The sequence below is a fragment of the Brachyspira alvinipulli ATCC 51933 genome (genome assembly GCF_000518245.1).
Classification (GTDB): Bacteria; Spirochaetota; Brachyspiria; order Brachyspirales; family Brachyspiraceae; genus Brachyspira; species Brachyspira alvinipulli.
Genome location: NZ_KI912408.1, coordinates 112382 through 131319, shown reverse-complemented (window position 1 = coordinate 131319; position 18938 = coordinate 112382). Strand labels below are relative to the sequence as shown.

Below are 18938 nucleotides of genomic sequence, written 5' to 3'. Positions count from 1 at the left end.
CAAGATGTCAGAAGCTCTACAAAAATTAGAAAATATATTTTCAGAAGAAACATTTACAAGAAAGCCTTTGCTCAATTATACTACTAAGTATTTTGTTGATTTAGCAGCTATTGTAAATGATATTAATGATACTAATGATATAAATTCAGCTATAGATACTGCTAAATTGCAATTAGAAAAAAATCCTAATCATATATCAGCATTATATGCTAGCGGATTATTAAATTTAAAAATAGAAAATTACACAGACGGTAGTTTAGATAAACTTTTGGGTATTTTTAAAAATGCTAAGAAATGGAACATTGTTGAGTTTATAGCTCAGAAGATTTTAGATGAATATTATGAATGCGATTATGCTTTAAGGTATTTAGCTAGTTATTACCAAAGTGTTAACAGAGAAGCCGAGGCATTAGAAGTTTTGGAAAGATTAATACAATTTGATGTATCTAATCCTGAACTTCCTGAGAAAATTGCACATACTAAAGAAGCAGCTGGAGACATTAGCAGTGCTGTTCATTATTATAAGATAGCTTTTGAGAGAAACCTTATTAGAGAAAGAAATAATGCAGAAAGTGATATAAAAAAAGTTCTTCAATATGAACCTGATAACTATAATTATTTGCTTAAGCATGAAAATGATCTTAAAAAGCTAGTTGATTCTAATATTATGATAGATGTATGGAAATTAATATTTTTACATTATTTGGAAAACAGCCGTTATAATGATGCATTAAAGACTATTAAAAATCTTCTCAATTATGAGCAGGATATAGTGGCACAAAATAACAAAAAGGCTAAATTTTTTAGGCATAGACTTGTTGATGTTTATAAAGGATTATACCCTAAACATACTCTTTTTGAAAAAATAGAAGAGATATCTTCAATAACAAATGTTAATAAAAAGCCTAAAGAATGTATAGAAATATTTGAAAAATACATACAATATGATGTTGATAAATATGTTATTCATAGAAATTTCGGTGTTGGTAAAATAAAAGATATAAATATAAACGAATTGAAAATTAAATTTGTGCAGCAGGATGATGAAAGAAAGATGACATTTGATATGGCTATACAATCTCTTACAACATTATCTGATGATGATATAAATGTTTATAAGGCTTACAGACTTAATGAACTTAAAAAAATAGCAGAGGAGAATCCTACAGAGTTATTAACTATAATATTGAAGTATAGAAAAAGTATTAATACAAAAGATTTAAAACAGGAATTAACATCAAAGCCTAGTATTGTAGTTGCTGAGGGAGTTTATACTAAATGGCTAGAAAGTGCTAAAAAATCTGTTAGAGCTTCTACTACAGTTAAATTTGATAAAAATACTTTCCTTTATAATGAGGAAGCAGAAACTTATGATGCTGAAAGTTTATCTAAATTTAATAAAACAAATGATTTCTTTGAAAAGTATCAAATTTATATGGAATATTTAACTTACACTCATAATTTAAACTCTGATGAAGCTAAAGAGATGAATAATTATTTCGTAAGTATTTCCAAAGATAATAAAGCAGAAGATGATGCTAGAATTATAAGTACTATACTTTTAAAAAGCCAGTCTTCTAATAATGATAAAGATATACCTTTCTTATCAGATATAGTAAAAAATGTCAAAGATTATACTCATATTTATGAGGTTTTACCTTCTTCCAACTATAGAGAAAAATTTATAAAGGCTATATGGGATGGAAGAAGAGATGATTATTATAATATAATACTAAAAATGCTGTATTCTCCTCAGGTTAAAAATAATTATTTGATAGTGAATAAATTATTTGCTGACGGAAAAGTTGATATGCTGGCCAAAACTATAGATGATATATTTCTTCATTACAGAGAATATCCGGAATCATTTGTATATTTTGCACAGAAAATACTTGACGGGGAATATTATGATGATATAGAGGGAGATATTAAAATAAATAAAAATTCACTTATGATAGGTTTGTTAAGTATTATTCCTCATTTATCAAAAATGCTTGATAAAAAAGAAACTTCTGCACAGGCTAGAAAGCTTTTGAAGGTAGTTTATGATTTAGTGTTTGATAAAGAATATTTGCTTAAATTTATACAAAATGAATCTGAAGATGATGTTAAAATTATATTCAGCGAATTCCAAAAACTTGTAAATTTAGAGCAGCATTATAAAACAGATATTATATCAGCTGTTATAAAACGCTTTCCGGATTGGAAAATATAATTATAAGAATAATAAAAGGGACTTTAATAAGTCCCTTTTTTATTTTTTTATATTCTTATTTTTTTATGCTCTTTTCAAAATATTTTGATAAGTCCACAGGGGTTTCTTCAAGCCATGAAGACATAATACATTCATATCTTCCTTTGCTTTTACTTAATTTATATATTTGGTATTCCACTCTGTCATTTTTTCCAACAACTTTTTCTCTTGATTCTACCAACATTTCATATATTCCGTCACCATCAATATCTTCAAATATATTATTCATCTGTGTAATAACGGAGCTTTTCATTGAATTTATTTCTTTATAAAATGATATATCAGCAATCAATTTTACACTGCTTCTATCTATTCTAAACATATACATATATATATCCCTATCCTGTCCATTTTCATTTAATATGTAATATTTGATAATACCAACTTCATTTTTTATATCATAAAAATTTTCTAAATCTATAGCAGCATTTTTGCTGTAAGTTCCAGTTGAATATGAAAACTCTTCATTATCTCCATTGTATATTATGATTTTATCTCCATGCAATGAAGATACAAGAGCTATAAATTCATTTCCTTGTTTAGGAAATACATTAGCAATTACAATTGAATAAACATTGTATCCTTGTTTTTGTAAATCAAGTTTTAATTTTTCAGCCTGTGCATATTCATCATTATTAATCTCATAGCTATTGTAATATACTATATCTCCATTGCTTGATAGATTAAATAAACTTTGTACATCAATGGCATGAAGATGTATATTGATAATTATTGAAATAAAAAAAGTGAATAGTAATATTTTTTTCATAAAGCAAAATCCAATTATTTTTATTTTTTAAAATGTTTTTATATCAGTAAATTCTATTTCAGAATTTACTTTTCCATCAGAACTTTTGTATTTTATTCTCTCAGGTAATATGTAATTTCCTATTTCTGTATAATAAATATTAACATCATATATTCTAGATTTTTTATTATAATATTCAGCTCTTTCAACTAATAGGGTTTCTTTATTTACAGTATAATTAACACTATAATTTTTATCTTCACCTTTAGCTCTTAAAGTAATTTTGTATTCATTTTTATTTTCATCTATAGTTTCTAAATTAAATTTTTGAGAAAATGAGCTGTATGTTGTTGCATTTCCTACTATAGCATAAAAACCTGTAGTTTCTAAAGCACCTTCAAATACAGAAAACATATTCCTATAAAAATTATCAACATTTTCTAATACTAAAGTTGGCTTAGCACCCTGCTGAAATGTGAATTTTAATTTAATATTTTCTTTAGATGATGTATAACTTTTTTGAGGTATTGTAGCTATTTGTTTTTCAACTATTTTGCCATTTATATAAGCCTCAAATTTTTTAGGATAAATAGAAGAATATCTTTCTTTCATTTTATTGTATATATCTTCGAAATTTAAAGCGCTATCTTCTGCATATACAATATTAGAAAATATTATGTTAATAAATATAAATATTATTATTTTTTTCATGTTTTTCATTGACTTTATTGTCGTAATATTTCTGTCTTTTTTTAATCAATAAATTAAAATATAGAATGTATCATTTATTGATAATGAAAGAATTTATTATGTACTTTGATTTAGCAAAATATCAATCTTGACTTTAATTTCAATTTTTGTTATACTTTTAATATAAAAAGCAATATAATTTATGGTAAGTATTTATGAGCGAAGAACAAAATGAACAATTGTCAGAAACAGGCATTTATTGTGCAAATTGCAGATATTGCGTGCTATTTAGAAAAGCAAGCGGTATAGATGGTAATCAATATCTTCTAAGAGTAAAATGTGCACAAGAGCAATGGCGTAAAAAACTTGGGGAGGAAAAGATGTACAAGTATTTTACAGTTGCAAGAAGAACAGTAGAAAAATGTGATGATTATAAAGAAATGGGAGATTTAAGAAGTTTTTTAAAAGGTTTGCGTAAAAGTTTGCCTGTACGTGATGAAGTATATACTATAAAGAAATAACGGATTTTTTGGTGAAAAAATATTTTTATTTTTTTGTTATACTTGTTTTTTTATTAAGTTCATGTGCTTCAGCTGTTAAAATCTCTGTTGAAGAAGAGAAGTACCCTAAAATAATAGCTGAAAAAGCATATACTGAATTTGGTAATAAAAATTACAAGAATGCTATAGCATATTATCAATATATAATTGATAATTTTGATAGAGATAATTATGCTAAAGATGTTGCATGGGCATATTATGAGATAGGTTTTTGTTACTATTATCAAAATAAATATGAAGAAGCTTTAAAATATTTCGATATAGTTATTAACAGTTTTACGGTATTGCCTCCTAGAATTTTAGCTCAGAAAGTTATGCAGGATATTTATGATAAAAAGCCTAAATTAAAACCTGTAGAGATGATAGAAGAGGCAGTGGAAAATATTGAAGAAAATATAGATTCATGAGAAAAGAATATACTATTACCAATAGACTTATATTAAATTTTTTAATACTTAGTATTATAAGCATAACACTCATATTTATAGTTTATGTTTTATATTCAAGAGGTGAAGGTAAAGAATATTCTATGCTTTCTTATTTCTTGGTAGCTATGGTATTTTATAAATCTTATATACCGTATATAACAGCTTTATCTGTTTACTTTTCATTTTTTAAAGGTAAATATGTAAATCAAGAAAGTATATCTAAAGTTATATCTGTTCCTATTGCATCGATAGTAATATTAGTAGCATTTTATACTATATATGATTATTATTTCGTTAATTCTCTAATTGCAAATATCAAAACCCATAATGCCAATAGAGATTATATGGTTTATTATGAATATGAATTGAAATTAAGAGATGAGGCTTATGAAAGGGCTAAAGAAGAGCTTGCAATGGGTAATTTAGATAAAGCTAATACTTTTGCTGAGGAAGCTTTATTTTATGATAAAAATGACGGAAATGTTATTTTGCTTCTAAAAAGTATACAGGAAGAGAAAAGAAAAAAATATGAAAATACTCATCAAACAGAAATAAATAATATTAATAATCTTATAAAATTGGGTACTAGGCAATTTACATTAGGTAATTATAATGAGGCATTAAAATATTTTAATAGAGTTTTATCATTAGATAATAATAATCCTTTAGCTTTATATTATTTAAATAGAATAAGTATTGCTAGAAATGAAAAACCTAAATATCAAGGTAATACTACAGAAGAAATATCAGTATTTGGAAGATTATCTGAAGCTATTGCTTTATATGATAATGGAAGATTATGGGAAGCATATGATATAATATATAAATTATATATGGAATCACCTAATGTAGCAGAAGTTAATAATTATTATTCTATCATTAGAGATGCTATAAGCAGATATGATTTCTTTATTAGAGAGGCTAAAGAAATTAAAGAGGCATATATTGATAATGCTGATTTGTCTGTAACATCTTCTTTAGCAAATAAAAATGGTTTAAATATAATGCTTGATAAAAATACATTGCTTACATCATTAAGCGGTGCAATATTTAAAGGAAGTTTATATATATTTGATGTTTCTATTATTAAATTAGATAATGAACTAAAAAAAGTTAGTGCTGAAGATTATTTATATGGAAAATTAGCATATAATATTAAATCTACAAATAGTAAGAATATCATATTAAAAGCACATTTTGACACTAATAAAAATGATTATATTCTTAGTGATACTCAAAGCAGAGTAATTCCTATAACTATATCTGATAGTACATTAGATATTATTAGAAATTATACTTCATTAAATTTAAATTATGTAAGTGTTCCTGATTTATTTACTTTAAGAAATGAAATGCCTAAATTTGGGTATTCAAACAGAGAAATAGATTTAACATTATTTGCTAAGAATATAACACCTATTTCATATTTGTTATTATTTATATTTATAGCTTATTATTCATTTAGATACAGACTTTCTACAGCTTCTGAAAGTATGACTTTCTGTAATAAAGTAGTTGGTGTTTTAGGTACTTTAATTCTTACAGTAGTATATAAAGTATTTATTGAGTATATAGCTTCAATTCTTGTTGTATTATCAAATGTTACAGTTGGAGTTATCATTACAATATTAGTAGCTGCTGTATTAATATTGCTTATAATATTCCAAATGGCTAGAATTCCTAGAGATGCTAGATAATTTATATTCTAAAAAAAAGGTAATGGACTATTTAAAAGATAAGTCTATATTTCCAAATAAGAATAGAGGTCAGAATTTTTTATGTGATAGGAATATTGCTTATAATATAGCAAATACTATTCCTAATGATTTCTCAAGAAGTAATTACGCTTTAGAAATAGGCGGAGGACTTGGTGCTTTAAGTTCTATGCTTATAGATATATATAAAAAAAATCTTACTATAGTTGAATATGATAATGCTCTATATAATCATCTTGTAGATAAATTTTATGATATTAATATTGTACATAAAGATATACTTACATTTGATATATCTAATTCTAGTATAAAATATGATATATATGGTAATATACCATATAATATTGCAAGTCCTATAATGGAATGGCTTTTATGTGAATCTTATTCTAAATGGAACTATGCTGTATTTATGGTACAAAGCGATTTTGCAAACAGATTAATGGCGAAAGAAAATACAGAGGAGTATTCTTCTTTAACATTGTTTGCAAATTTTATGTCATCAATTAAACTTGAATATAATGTATCGAAAGATGTTTTTTATCCTGTACCAAATGTAACATCATCCATTATAAGCATAGTACCTAAAGAAGTAGATATGTCTATGATAAATATTTTTAAATCTGTATCAAAAACATTATTTCATAATAGAAGAAAAACAATAAGAAATAATTTTATCAATTCTCCTTATTTAAATATTGATAAAGAAAAAATAGATGAAATATTAGAAAAAGCAAATATTGACAGTAATACAAGAGGAGAATCTTTGGATATTGATAAAGTAAAAAAACTTTCTTATATAATACTAGATTATATTTAATTATTTATTAGTATTATTATTAGAGCTTTCATCTTTCATTATTTTTACAGACTTAATTATATTATCAATTTGTTTATCATCTTTTTTACTGTTTGCATTATACATACACATTATTTGAAGTATTCCATTATCATGCAGCATTAAGAAAGATTTATGATATGTTTTATTAGGTCCGTAATAAAAACTGCTTAATATTTTATATGAATTTGTTTCATTTTCAGGTATACCTTCAGATATTACTTGGAATTCTTTAATAGCATAATGATTTTTTAGTCCATTTATTATCTTATTTTTAGCATCTTCTAAACTTATCATACCTCTGTATGCTGATTTGTATTTTGTATAAACTATTGTGTATATGGCAGTTTTTCTTTCAACTCCATAAGATTCATTAAATTCAACCGTATTATCCACAGCAACAGTTTGATCTAAAAAACCTTTTTGAAAATCTTCAGGCATATCTATAGCTATATCTGTAAGCATTAGAGTTTTGATTTTAGGCTGACATGCACATATTGATAGTGCAATTACAATAATAAATATAATAATATTTTTTTTATTCATAGTATTTATTATATAATAAAATTATTATTATTTAAAGTGTAAAATTTATTATATTTTTTAAAAATTTAAAATTATTTGATTATTGTAATATTTTTGTATATTTTATAATATATTATTTATTTAGATAAGATTTTTATAATACAAAAGGAAGATATAAATGAGAAAAACAAAAATAATAGCAACATTAGGTCCTAGATGGTCTAATGAAGAGATGGTAAAAAAGATTATAGAAAATGGTGCTGATGTATGTAGATTAAACTTTTCATTTGGAAGTTATGATGAACATTTGGAAAGAATCAATATTATAAGAAAAGTTTCAAGTGAATTAAGGAAGCCTGTAGCTATACTTGCTGATTTACAAGGCCCTAAAATAAGAATAGGAAAATTAAAAGAGCCTATTACAGTAAAAGAAGGTGATATTGTTAAATTGAGCGGATACAAAGAAACTAATGATGACAGTATTATACCTACAACACATTCTAATATAGCGCATGATGTTAAAAGCGGTTCTATGCTTTTGATAGCTGATGGTACTATACAGCTGATTGTTGAATCTAGTGATGAGGCTTCAAAACTTGTTGTATGTAAGGTTATAACAGGTGGTACTATATTAAGCAGCAAGGGTATTAATTTGCCTGGTGCTCATGTTACAACAGAGGTTTTAACTGAAAAAGATGTAAATGATGCTTTATTTTCTGCTAAAAATGGTGTTAATTATTTAGGTATGAGTTTTGTGAGGCGTTCTGAGGATGTTATCAGACTTAGAAAAATTTTAGATGATAATAATTTTCAAAATGTAGGAATTGTATCAAAAATTGAAAATACAGAGTCATTAGAAAATTTAGAAGAAATAATAAAACATTCTGACGGAGTTATGGTAGCAAGAGGAGATTTAGGAGTAGAAATACCATTTGGAGAAGTTCCCGTTTGGCAGAAAAAAATATTGAAAATGGCTAACGATATGGGTAAAATTACAATAATAGCTACACAAATGCTTGAAAGTATGACAAAAAGCCCTGTTCCTTCAAGGGCTGAAGCAAGCGATGTTGCTAATGCTGTTTTGGATGGTACGGATGTTGTTATGATGTCTGCTGAAACTGCTTCCGGTGATTATCCTATAGAGTCTGTTAAAGCTATGGTTTCAATAGTTGAGGCAGCTGAAAGATCTGCTTCTAAATCTACGCATGATAATATGATGTATTTGGATAGGGGATTAAATGACGCTTTATCTGACAGTGCTTCTTATTTATCTTATTGTTTGGATAACAAAGTTATTATTGCTCTTTCAAGGTCTGGATATACTGTTAAAAATTTATCTAAGAAAAGACCTAAAACTCCTATAGTATTTATGTCAGCAGATAGAGATTTATGCAACAAACTTTCTATATATCATAATGTTTATACTATAATGATGCCTGAGGATTTGAATTTTAGTGCCGGCATTAGTCATGGAGGTCAAATTGATATATTAGAAGATACATTAATTAAGCATAATTTAGCAAATCATGGTGATACAGCTATACTTGTGAGTGGAAGTAAATGGCAGGGAAGATGGCAGGAAAATAGCGTACGTATAGTAGTAATACACTGATTAATTTTTATTTTATATATTTATTATGGGATTGCGATTAATTTGTAATCCCTTTTTTATGAAATATAATTAATTTTTAAATTATTACTGCTTGAAGTAATATTTAAAATGATATATAATATTATAATCAATGATTATGGAGTTTCTAATATGCATAATGATAAAAGAGAGAAATTATCGAGCAGGGTTGGTTTTTTATTGGTATCGGCTGGATGTGCTATAGGACTTGGAAATATATGGAGATTCCCTTATATAACTGGTAAATATGGTGGTGCTGCTTTTGTACTTATTTACCTTATATGTTTAGCAGTTGTAGGACTTCCTATACTTATAATGGAATTTAGTATAGGACGTGCCGGGCAAAGAGACATAGCAGGTTCTTATAAAGTATTAGAAAAAGAAGGCTCTAAATGGCATTTAATTGGTTATGTTCAAATGCTTGGATGTTTAATATTGATGATGTTTTATACAAGCGTTACAGGCTGGACAATTACTTATGCCTATTATATGGCAACTGGTGCAACATTAGGATTGACTCCTGATGGAGTAGCTCAATTTTTTGGCGGTATGCTTTCTAATCCTAAAATAATGATTGTAAGCCTATTTATAGCAGTATTTTTAGGTACATTAATATGTTTTAAAGGTTTGCAGGAAGGGGTTGAAAAGTCATCTAAATTTATGATGTCATCTTTATTTGTATTGGTTATAATATTGATAATAAGATCTGTAACTTTAGATGGTGCAATAGAGGGTATAAAATTCTATTTGCTTCCTGATTTATCAAAAATTTTTAACGGCGGTGTTAAAAACTTTTTTGAGGTTATATATGCAGCAGTTGGACAGGCATTTTTTACATTAGGTATTGGAATAGGAAGTATGACTATATTTGGAAGTTATATAGGTAAAGAAAAATCTATAACTAATGAATCTATAATAATAGTTATACTTGATACTTTAATAGCACTTCTTTCAGGTCTTGTAATATTCCCTGCTTGTTTTGCTTTTGGTGTAAATCCAGGAGAAGGTGCAGGGCTTGCATTTGTTACTTTACCTAATATATTTAATTCAATGCCTTTAGCTAGATTATGGGGTACATTATTTTTTGTATTTTTATCTATGGCGGCATTGACTACTGTTGTTACAGTGTTTGAAAATTTAATAGCTTTTACTATGTCAGAGTTTAAAATGCCTAGAAATAAGGCTTCTATAATAGTTGGTATAGTTGTATTTATATGTTCTCTTCCAACTGCTTTAGGATTTAATATTTTATCCTTCATACAGCCTATGGGAGAAAACACAAGTTTTTTAGATTTATTTGATTTTATAGTAAGCTATAATTTAGTAGAACTAGGAGGAATATATATAATAATATTCTGTGTATCCAAATATGGATGGAGTTGGGATAATTTTTTGAAGGAAGTAGATTCTGGTACAGGTATTAAATTCCCAAATTCATCAAGATTTTATGTAACTTATATATTGCCTGTAATATTATTTGCCATGTTTATAATTAATTATATATATAAATTTTTTATTAATTAAACAGGGGTTATATATTGATAATAGGTATTTATTTTAGCGGAACTGGAAACAGCAGGTATTGTTTAGATTATTTTTTGAAATGTTATGGAAAAGATTATAAAATATTTTCTGTAGAAGAATTGAATAATAATAAAGAATTGATTAATGAAATTTCTAATAGTGAAAATATATTTATTTCTTATGCAATCTATTTCAGCACAATGCCTAGAATATTAATAGAATTTGTGAATAATAACAGCAGTATTTTTTATAATAAAAAAGTATTTATAATAGCTACTATGTACATGTTCAGCGGAGATGGTGCTGGAGTATTGGCTAGGGAATTGAAAAAATATAAAGCTGATATAATCGGAACGCTTCATTTGAAAATGCCTGATTCTATTAGCGATGGAAAATTTACATGCAAAACAGCAGAAAATAATGCTAATATGATAAGAAAAACAAAATTAAAAATAGAGAAAGCAGCAAATTTATCAAAAAAAGGACAATATCCTAAAAATGGAGTTAGTTTTTTAAGTTTTATGCTTGGATATTTATCCCAAAGAGCTTGGTTTGGAAATAGAGATTTTAGTAATAAGTTAAAAATAGATATAAATAAATGTATAGGATGCGGAAAATGTGTTAAATTATGTCCTATGAATAATTTAAATTTGAATGAAAATAAAAAGGCTGTTACTAATCATAATTGCACTTTATGTTATAGATGTGTAAATGAATGTCCAGTTCAGGCTATTACATTATTTGGAAAAGAAGTTTTTTCACAGTATAAAATTAAAGATTGTCTAAGATTATTAGAATGATTTTATGTTGTTTTAAAGGATTTGAAATTTATGGATAATAAAGAAATATATAAAAGATTGGAAAAGAGATATAAATCTGATGACTTTTTATCTTTTGTTGGCATGAAGTTAGAACATGCTGAAAAAGGTAAAGTTATTATATCATGTGAAAATAAAAAAGAGCTTTCACAATATATGGGGTATATGCATGGAGGAATGATTACTTCTTTAGCTGATACAGCAGGAGGTCAGGCTGCTTCTACAATATTTGAAGAAGAAGTAAAAATAGTAACTTCTGAACTTAAAATACATTTTTTGAAGCCGGTTGTTTCTAAAAAGGTAATAGCTGTAGGAGAAGTTATAAATGCAGGAAAAAAATTAATCATAGTAGAATCTGTAATTAAAGATGAAGAAGACAATATGCTTGCTAAGATGATAGCTACTATGTTTGTAATTGACCCTGTTTGATTTGTAGATTTTATTATGAGATATTATTTTATATAAGTATAGACATATACTAAAAAAATTGTATTATTTTATATATAAAAATTAAGGAGTTAAATATGATAATAGGATTTATAGGTGCTGGTTCTATGGGCGGAGCTTTGATAGAAGGATTTATAAAATCTGGTATAGAGTATACCAATATTATAGCAAGTGTAAAAACTATGGAGAGAAAAGATTATCTTGAAAAGAATTTAGGTATAAAAGTATATACAGATAATAGAAAAGTAGCAAGCGAGGCTGATATATTATTTATAGCAGTTAAGCCTTATATGGTTAGTATGGTTGCTGCAGAAATATCATCATCTATTAAAGTAGGTGCTACTATTGTTAGTGTTGCTGCTTCTGTAAGCAAAAAAGATTTGGCAAGACTATTTAATGGAAGCAGAATTGTAAGGATAATGCCTAATACACCTGTAAAAACTTGTAACGGTTTTATATCTGTTGCTGAAGCTGAAAATAAAGTTGTAGAGAGTGGGGTGGTAGAATTATTAAAACGTGTTGGAATGGTTAAAGTTGTTAAAGAAGAGCAAATACATGCCTATAATGCTATGGCTGGATGTTCTCCTGCTTTTATGTATATGCTTATAGAAGCTATGAGTGATGCTGGAGTATTTATGGGTATAGATAGAAAAACATCTATAGAAATGGCTGCTCAAGTTTTTAAAGGTTCTGGAGCAATGGTACTTGAATCTGATAAACATCCTGCTCAATTAAAAGATGGGGTATGTACTCCAGGAGGTATTACCATTAAAGGAGTTAAAATTATGGAAGATGAAGGTCTTAGAAGCGGCATTATAAAGACTATTCTTGCTAGTTATAATGCTTCTGTAGAAAGTGAGAAAAAATAAAGATTTAATTATACAAGTTGTACATTAATTGTTAATTTTTATTTTTTATTAATTGTATAATAGAAGTCAAATAAAAAATTCTGTTTGACTTTTTTGACTCAATTATTATAATATTTATATAAGATATATGAAGGAGCATTTACATGCCTAAAAAAACAATATTAGTTTTAGATGATGAAAAGAGCATTAGAACTCTTTTTGAAGAAGAGTTTAAAGATGAAGGATATGATGTTGTATCCACTGATAGTGGAGAGGAAGCCTTAGAAATGCTTGATAAAGGGACTCCTCATATTGATTTGATAACATTAGATATAAAAATGCCTAAAATGGATGGATTAGATTTTTTAGCTAAGGTTAGAGAAAAACATAGAGAGTTACCTATCATAATATGTACAGCATATAACAATTATAGACATGAGTTCTCAGTTTGGAATGCTGATGGATATATACTAAAATCTGGAAATCTTACAGAAATTAAAGATAAAATAAAGAGACTTATAGGTTAATATTTTTTATGCCCCACATTCGCAAAGATCCCGTAACTAAGCAGTCGGTAATTATTTCTTCGGAAAGAACTGGAAGACCTAGTGATTATGTAAATTTTAGTGAAAAACATGTAGAAAATTCTGCTCTAAGCTGTCCTTTTTGTAGAGGGCATGAAATGAAGACTCCTGATTCTATAAATACCATATATGCAAAGCAGGAGGAAATTTGGCAGGTTAGGATAGTTCCGAATAAGTATCCTATAATATCAGAAACATTAGAAGGAGAGCTTCCAAAAGAAAATAAACTTTTTTGTGCCAGCAGTTCTAAAGGTTTCCATGATGTTGTAATAGAGCATCCGGATCATTTTTTTAATTTTTATAATGCAGATACTGAGGACTTTTATTATATTTTTGATGCTTTGATTATGAGGCTTAAAAATTTAGCTACTAATAAAGATATGCTTTATAGTTTATATTTTAAGAATTTTGGACCTGAAGCAGGAGCTAGTTTATCACATTCTCATTCTCAAATTATTACAACTCCTTTTATACCTATTCAAATGATGGATGAAATAAGCGGAGCCTTGGAATACTATAATGAAAATAAAAGATGTGTATATTGTGACATTATAGAAGAGGAACTTAAATTAAATGAAAGAGTTATATGTGAAAATGATACTTTTATAGCTATATCTCCTTTTGCATCACGTTCTCCTTATCAAATTTATATAATTCCAAAATTCCATAGTCATAGTATTATATATTCTTCTAATATAGAGCTTTTAGATTTTGCAAGTATCTTAAAAGAAGTTTTTGATAGGCTGCTGAGAACATTGGGAGAGGTTAGTTTCAATTATGTTCTTCATACCCTTTCCCCTGTACTTAAAGATAGGTATTTTTATTCAAGTCATTGGTTTTTGGATATAATGCCTAAAATGAGCAAACTTGCAGGATATGAGCTTGGAAGCGGCGTTTATATTAATTCTATTAAGCCTGAGGATGCAACTCAGCATTTAAGAGACTCTTTATCAAACATACATTATGATATATTATAATATTACTATATGATCTCTTGTTATTATAGCATCATAGTTTTTATATCCTAATATTTTTAGTATATCATCAGAATGATGACCTATAATTTTTTGAACATCATCAGAATTATAATTTATTATTCCTCTTGCAAACTCTGTTCCATTTTCATCAATAATGCTTACTATATCGCCTTTTTTAAAAGTATTAATTACTTTTATAACTCCTATAGGAAGAAGACTTGATTCTTTTTCAAGTACAGCTTTTTTAGCACCGGAATTAACAATTAATTTTCCTATTATAGTAGTGGCATAAGCAATCCATCTTTTTTTTGTAGAAAGTTCATCTGTTTCTTTTACAGGATAGAATATTGTTTTATCCTCGCTTTCAAATATATCGTTAAGTACATTAGGTTTTTTTCCATTAGCTATAAATAAAGCACATCCGGATCTTGTTACTATTTTTGCAGCTTGTAGTTTGGTTTTCATTCCTCCTCTTCCACCTTTGGAAGCATCAAGACCTAAATTTTCTATTTCTTTTGTTACTTCAAATACTTCATGTATAAATTTAGCATTTGGATTAGTTTTAGGATTATCATCATAAAGACCGTTTATATCTGAGAGTATTATAAGCAGATCAGCATCCAACTCACTTGCAACAAGAGCAGAAAGTTTATCATTATCAGAAAAACTTATTTGCGTAACATCATAAAGCTGCTTAAGTTCATCGCTGGATACTGTATCATTTTCATTTATTATAGGTACAACTCTATATTTTAATAGCATGCTTAGAGTTGAATGCAGATTTAAATATCTTCTTCTATTGGAAAAATCTTCTTCAGTTAACAGTATTTGGGCTGTAACTATATCAAATTTTGAGAATCCGTCTTCATATATAGACATAAGCTGTGACTGTCCTATAGCAGCACAAGCCTGTTTTAATGCGACTTCATCCAAATCCTGCACATTAATTTTTTTAGCACCAAGTCCTACAGCTCCGGAAGTAACAATTAATACTTCTTTTCCCATTCTGTGAAACTTTGCTATAGCCTCTATAAATGAATATATTCTAGCTAAAGATATATATCCCTCATCATTTCTTAAAACATTAGTACCAAATTTGAATACTATTCTTTTTATGTTATTTAAATCTATTTTTTCCATGCGGAGTATTATAAATGATATAATAAAAAAATAAAGTTATAATTTTAATTTTTATCTATTTATTTCCCCATGTTCCTCCAAATTTAAAACTCATACCCAGATAAAAATCATTATCTACAGTATAGTGACCGCTTTTTTCATTGTATGAAATAACTCCCACCTGCTGTCTATTTTCTAATTCATAATATTGATAATTATTTTTGAATACAGGATCATAAGTAAATGTATCTGACAGCATAATTTTAAAATCATCTGTTATATTGAATGTTATCTTTAAAAATGCTCTGTATTTAAGCTGATAAATATCATATAAATTAGACAATATATTATTATCATGTATACCTACATGTGCTGTAATATCAAATTTCCATAATTTTCTAACTTCAAAGAATATAAATCCGCTCATACCGTAATAAGGTTTTCCTCCATTGAAAGTTTGGATAGAGAAATCAGTATAATAACCATTATTGAAATTAGGTCTATTGGTATTATCTTGCCCTGGGAAATATTCATTGTTTATTCTTATTCCATGTCTGAACCAAAATCCTTCAACTCCTACAGTAAATCTTCCATCTTTGCCATTTCTAAAATAGAAAAATGCATTAACACTATCTCCCCATTCCTTAATTGGTTGAGAACCTAGTTCTGTAACTATGCATGCGGCACCAGTATTAATATAATCATTACTATAAGATATTTTTGCCATTAATCCTTTTGATGAATTAGCATCGAGTCCCATCTCTCCGTTTACTAGTCCAACTCCTATAAATACTCCATAAAAAGAAGATTCCAGCATTAATCCTGTATCATATCTAGGAATGAATTGTGTTTCATATCCTATAGGCATATCTCTTGGTCCTGAAAGAACTGTTGCTTTATTGCTGCTTACTGTATGATAATAAAATAATGTAGGAAAATATGATGTCATAGGTATATTTTTTGTATATGGTTCTAAAACACCTGCTCTTATTCCAATATATTTAAAATTTACAAATATATTCATCTTTGAAAAATCAAATACCGGCGGAGACATATTTTTATAGAATCTTGCCTTATGCGATAATGGCTCATAAAATCTTGCATTTATATTTGCTTCTATTGATGCATATTTATATTCTTTTATATAATGTAAATCTCCGTATAATAAAACGCCTAGTGTATCTTCATTGCCTGTTTGTTCAATAAGATCGCTCATTCTCCCATAGGCTACTAATTCTAAAGAAGCCGATAATTGTCCGTATCTTTTAATATTTGTATTTGTGTTTGTTGTTTGAGACATTAATGTGCTGAATATTGTACACAATAATATTAATATAATATTAATTTTAAAATTAGTAAACATAATATATACCCCAACTATATTTTGTCATAATATAGTTTATAATTATTAAAAAGTCAATTAATTTCAAATATATTGAGAAATTATGTTTTATATTTTGATGTTTTATTATGAAAAAATATTTTTATAATATTATTGTATTTTTAAATTTTTATACTATAATTTATCAAATGATAATATTATTTTAAGGGTATATTATTTATGATGAAAAAATATGTTTTTGCAATATTATTTTTGTTGAGTTTTTGTTTATATTCTCAAAATTTAATTAATCAAGAAAAAAATGTTAATTCTGATAATAGATTATTTGAAGCTATAGAAAATGGAGATGTAAATAAAGTTAAAGAACTTATTTCCAGCGGTATAAATGTTAATAGTGTAAATAATGATGGATGGTCAGCTTTGCATGTTGCTGTTAAAGCTAATAATAGTGCAATAGTTAGAGAATTATTATCTCATAAAAGAATTGATATGAATTCAAAACTTCCAGCTGATACCGTACTTACAGAAAATGATAATGTATGGTATGCTGACGGACAAACACCTCTTTTGCTTGCTTCATATTATGGATATTCTGATATAGTAACAATGCTTTTAAATTATGGAGCAGATATACTTGCTAAAGATGATATAGATGAGGCTATGGCTATTCATATTGCTGCAGCAAGAGGATATGCATCAGTAGTTTCAGCTATATTGGAATCTAATTCGGCAAAAAATAGCGGTAGAGATATTGTCAATATTGGAGATAATACAGGTACTACTCCTTTAATGTGGGCTGCTATGAATAATCAGGTTTCTATTATAGCATTATTAATGAAATATAAATTAGATATCAATTTGCAAGATGATGACGGATGGACTGCTTTGCATTTTGCTGTTGCTTCAGATAGCTACAGAGCTACAGATATACTTTTAAGAAATAATGCGGATGCAAATATAGTTGATTTAGATGGTAAAAAGCCATTGGATATATGCAATGATACAGATATAGAAGCACTTTTAAATAAATATACTTCTTAAATAATTGAAATAATATGTTTTATGGAAGCTAAAAAATTACAAAGATTTAGTGAATATAGTATGTCTACATACTTGCTTTGTCCTAGAAAGTATAGGTATACATATATAGAGAAACCTTTTAAAAAACAAAAGAGAAGTGTTAATGTTTATTTTATATTTGGTAATGCTGTTCACTTAGCATGTAAAGAATTCTATTCGCAAAGAGCTGAAGAGAGAACTTTGGAAAATTTATATAGTATATTTAGAAATGTTTGGAAAAGAAGCGGTATAAGAGCTTTTTTTAACAGCAGGGAAGAGGAAAAAGAATTGGGAGAGAGAGGGCTTTATATGCTTTCTAATTTTTTTAATTCTTTTGGTCAAAAAGTTCCATATAGAATGGAAAGTTATATGGAGAATAAGGTTAGGGATTATATTCTTTTTGGTAGAATAGATAGAATCGATTTATCAGCTGATGGTACTTTGCAGATAATAGATTATAAAACAACTAAGTATTATGATGTCGGTGAGGATAATGAGGAGAGAGAAAGAAAAACTATGCAGTTAAAATTGTATGCTTGTATATTAGATGGGCTTAAATGCAAGGTAACAAGCGGTTCTTATTATCACTTTGAAGATGATAAATTTGATACTATAGAATTTACTCCAGAGTCTATTAACTATTTAAGAGAATGGTTCGATGAGATTGTTGATGATATAAGATATGATAGAATATTTGATAAAAAAGTTGGCAGGCATTGCGAGTTTTGCGATTTCTTTAAACTTTGTCAAGGTAAAGAAGATAATCTTGATAGTTTAGTTCTTCCTTCTGATGAATTATTCATGGCTAATATTGAGAACTCTGATAATAATTGAC

Annotated in this window: 19 protein-coding genes; 14 read left to right on the top strand and 5 right to left on the bottom strand. The window is 27.1% G+C overall.

Features of this window, described 5'->3' with window-relative positions:
• Positions 1–4: 4 nt before the first annotated feature.
• Positions 5–2215, top strand: a complete 2211-nt coding sequence (locus T324_RS0115965) for a transcript cleavage factor (protein ID WP_028331166.1) — start codon at positions 5–7, stop codon at positions 2213–2215.
• Between the two features lie 55 nt (positions 2216–2270).
• Here the strand turns inward: T324_RS0115965 and T324_RS0115960 are convergent, their stop codons facing one another.
• Both T324_RS0115960 and T324_RS0115955 read right to left on the bottom strand, forming a co-directional pair.
• Positions 2271–3023 (bottom strand): hypothetical protein, encoded by a 753-nt coding sequence (locus tag T324_RS0115960; protein ID WP_028331165.1) that lies wholly within the window; start codon positions 3021–3023, stop codon positions 2271–2273.
• A gap of 27 nt (positions 3024–3050) precedes the next feature.
• The gene (locus T324_RS0115955; protein ID WP_028331164.1) at positions 3051–3713 is read right to left on the bottom strand and encodes a hypothetical protein; all 663 of its coding nucleotides are present in this window, start codon (positions 3711–3713) and stop codon (positions 3051–3053) included.
• Positions 3714–3907: 194 nt separating this feature from the next.
• Between T324_RS0115955 and T324_RS0115950 the strand changes: the two genes are divergently transcribed.
• From T324_RS0115950 to rsmA, 4 genes are read left to right on the top strand one after another with little or no spacing between them, the layout of a single operon-like run.
• Positions 3908–4213 carry a hypothetical protein gene (locus T324_RS0115950; RefSeq protein ID WP_038375366.1) on the top strand — a complete coding sequence of 102 codons (306 nt, stop codon included), beginning with the start codon at positions 3908–3910 and terminating at the stop codon, positions 4211–4213.
• An 11-nt stretch (positions 4214–4224) separates the two neighbouring features.
• Positions 4225–4659: a tetratricopeptide repeat protein gene (locus T324_RS0115945; RefSeq protein ID WP_028331162.1), complete on the top strand. Its 435-nt coding sequence runs from the start codon at positions 4225–4227 to the stop codon at positions 4657–4659.
• On the top strand, positions 4656–6377 hold the full coding sequence (locus T324_RS0115940) for a tetratricopeptide repeat protein (protein WP_028331161.1): 1722 nt from the start codon (positions 4656–4658) through the stop codon (positions 6375–6377). The genes T324_RS0115945 and T324_RS0115940 overlap by 4 nt, the downstream gene beginning before the upstream one ends.
• A complete protein-coding gene (gene rsmA / locus T324_RS0115935; RefSeq protein ID WP_028331160.1) occupies positions 6367–7212 on the top strand; it encodes a 16S rRNA (adenine(1518)-N(6)/adenine(1519)-N(6))-dimethyltransferase RsmA in 846 nt (281 codons plus the stop codon). The genes T324_RS0115940 and rsmA overlap by 11 nt, the downstream gene beginning before the upstream one ends.
• Here rsmA and T324_RS0115930 read toward each other — a convergent pair whose 3' ends face one another.
• Positions 7213–7776, bottom strand: a complete 564-nt coding sequence (locus tag T324_RS0115930; protein ID WP_028331159.1) for a hypothetical protein — start codon at positions 7774–7776, stop codon at positions 7213–7215. It abuts the gene before it with no gap.
• 157 nt (positions 7777–7933) lie between these two features.
• On the opposite strand from T324_RS0115930, the gene pyk reads away from it, so the two are divergent.
• The 7 genes from pyk (at position 7934) to T324_RS0115895 (ending at position 14583) form a co-directional block, all read left to right on the top strand.
• Complete coding sequence (gene pyk, locus T324_RS0115925; RefSeq protein WP_028331158.1) at positions 7934–9367, top strand: pyruvate kinase; 1434 nt, start codon at positions 7934–7936, stop codon at positions 9365–9367.
• Between the two features lie 150 nt (positions 9368–9517).
• A complete protein-coding gene (locus tag T324_RS0115920; RefSeq protein ID WP_028331157.1) occupies positions 9518–10909 on the top strand; it encodes a sodium-dependent transporter in 1392 nt (463 codons plus the stop codon).
• Positions 10910–10923: 14 nt separating this feature from the next.
• Positions 10924–11709 (top strand): EFR1 family ferrodoxin, encoded by a 786-nt coding sequence (locus tag T324_RS0115915; RefSeq protein WP_211232605.1) that lies wholly within the window; start codon positions 10924–10926, stop codon positions 11707–11709.
• A gap of 30 nt (positions 11710–11739) precedes the next feature.
• Positions 11740–12156: a PaaI family thioesterase gene (locus T324_RS0115910; protein ID WP_028331155.1), complete on the top strand. Its 417-nt coding sequence runs from the start codon at positions 11740–11742 to the stop codon at positions 12154–12156.
• Between the two features lie 95 nt (positions 12157–12251).
• Positions 12252–13043 carry a pyrroline-5-carboxylate reductase gene (proC, locus tag T324_RS0115905; RefSeq protein ID WP_028331154.1) on the top strand — a complete coding sequence of 264 codons (792 nt, stop codon included), beginning with the start codon at positions 12252–12254 and terminating at the stop codon, positions 13041–13043.
• A 143-nt stretch (positions 13044–13186) separates the two neighbouring features.
• A complete protein-coding gene (locus tag T324_RS0115900) occupies positions 13187–13549 on the top strand; it encodes a response regulator (RefSeq protein ID WP_012670232.1) in 363 nt (120 codons plus the stop codon).
• Positions 13550–13557: 8 nt separating this feature from the next.
• Positions 13558–14583 (top strand): galactose-1-phosphate uridylyltransferase, encoded by a 1026-nt coding sequence (locus T324_RS0115895; RefSeq protein ID WP_028331153.1) that lies wholly within the window; start codon positions 13558–13560, stop codon positions 14581–14583.
• Here T324_RS0115895 and proB read toward each other — a convergent pair.
• Together proB and T324_RS0115885 are read right to left on the bottom strand one after the other, a co-directional pair.
• Positions 14578–15723, bottom strand: coding sequence for a glutamate 5-kinase (gene proB, locus T324_RS0115890; RefSeq protein WP_028331152.1), 1146 nt, complete (start codon positions 15721–15723; stop codon positions 14578–14580). The two genes, T324_RS0115895 and proB, sit on opposite strands and share 6 nt — an antisense overlap.
• A gap of 55 nt (positions 15724–15778) precedes the next feature.
• Positions 15779–17002: a hypothetical protein gene (locus T324_RS0115885; protein ID WP_245580749.1), complete on the bottom strand. Its 1224-nt coding sequence runs from the start codon at positions 17000–17002 to the stop codon at positions 15779–15781.
• 261 nt (positions 17003–17263) lie between these two features.
• Between T324_RS0115885 and T324_RS0115880 the strand changes: the two genes are divergently transcribed.
• Entirely contained in the window at positions 17264–18085 is an 822-nt protein-coding gene (locus T324_RS0115880) for an ankyrin repeat domain-containing protein (RefSeq protein ID WP_028331150.1), read from the top strand.
• A gap of 21 nt (positions 18086–18106) precedes the next feature.
• Positions 18107–18937 carry a RecB family exonuclease gene (locus T324_RS0115875; RefSeq protein ID WP_028331149.1) on the top strand — a complete coding sequence of 277 codons (831 nt, stop codon included), beginning with the start codon at positions 18107–18109 and terminating at the stop codon, positions 18935–18937.
• Position 18938: the final 1 nt, after the last annotated feature.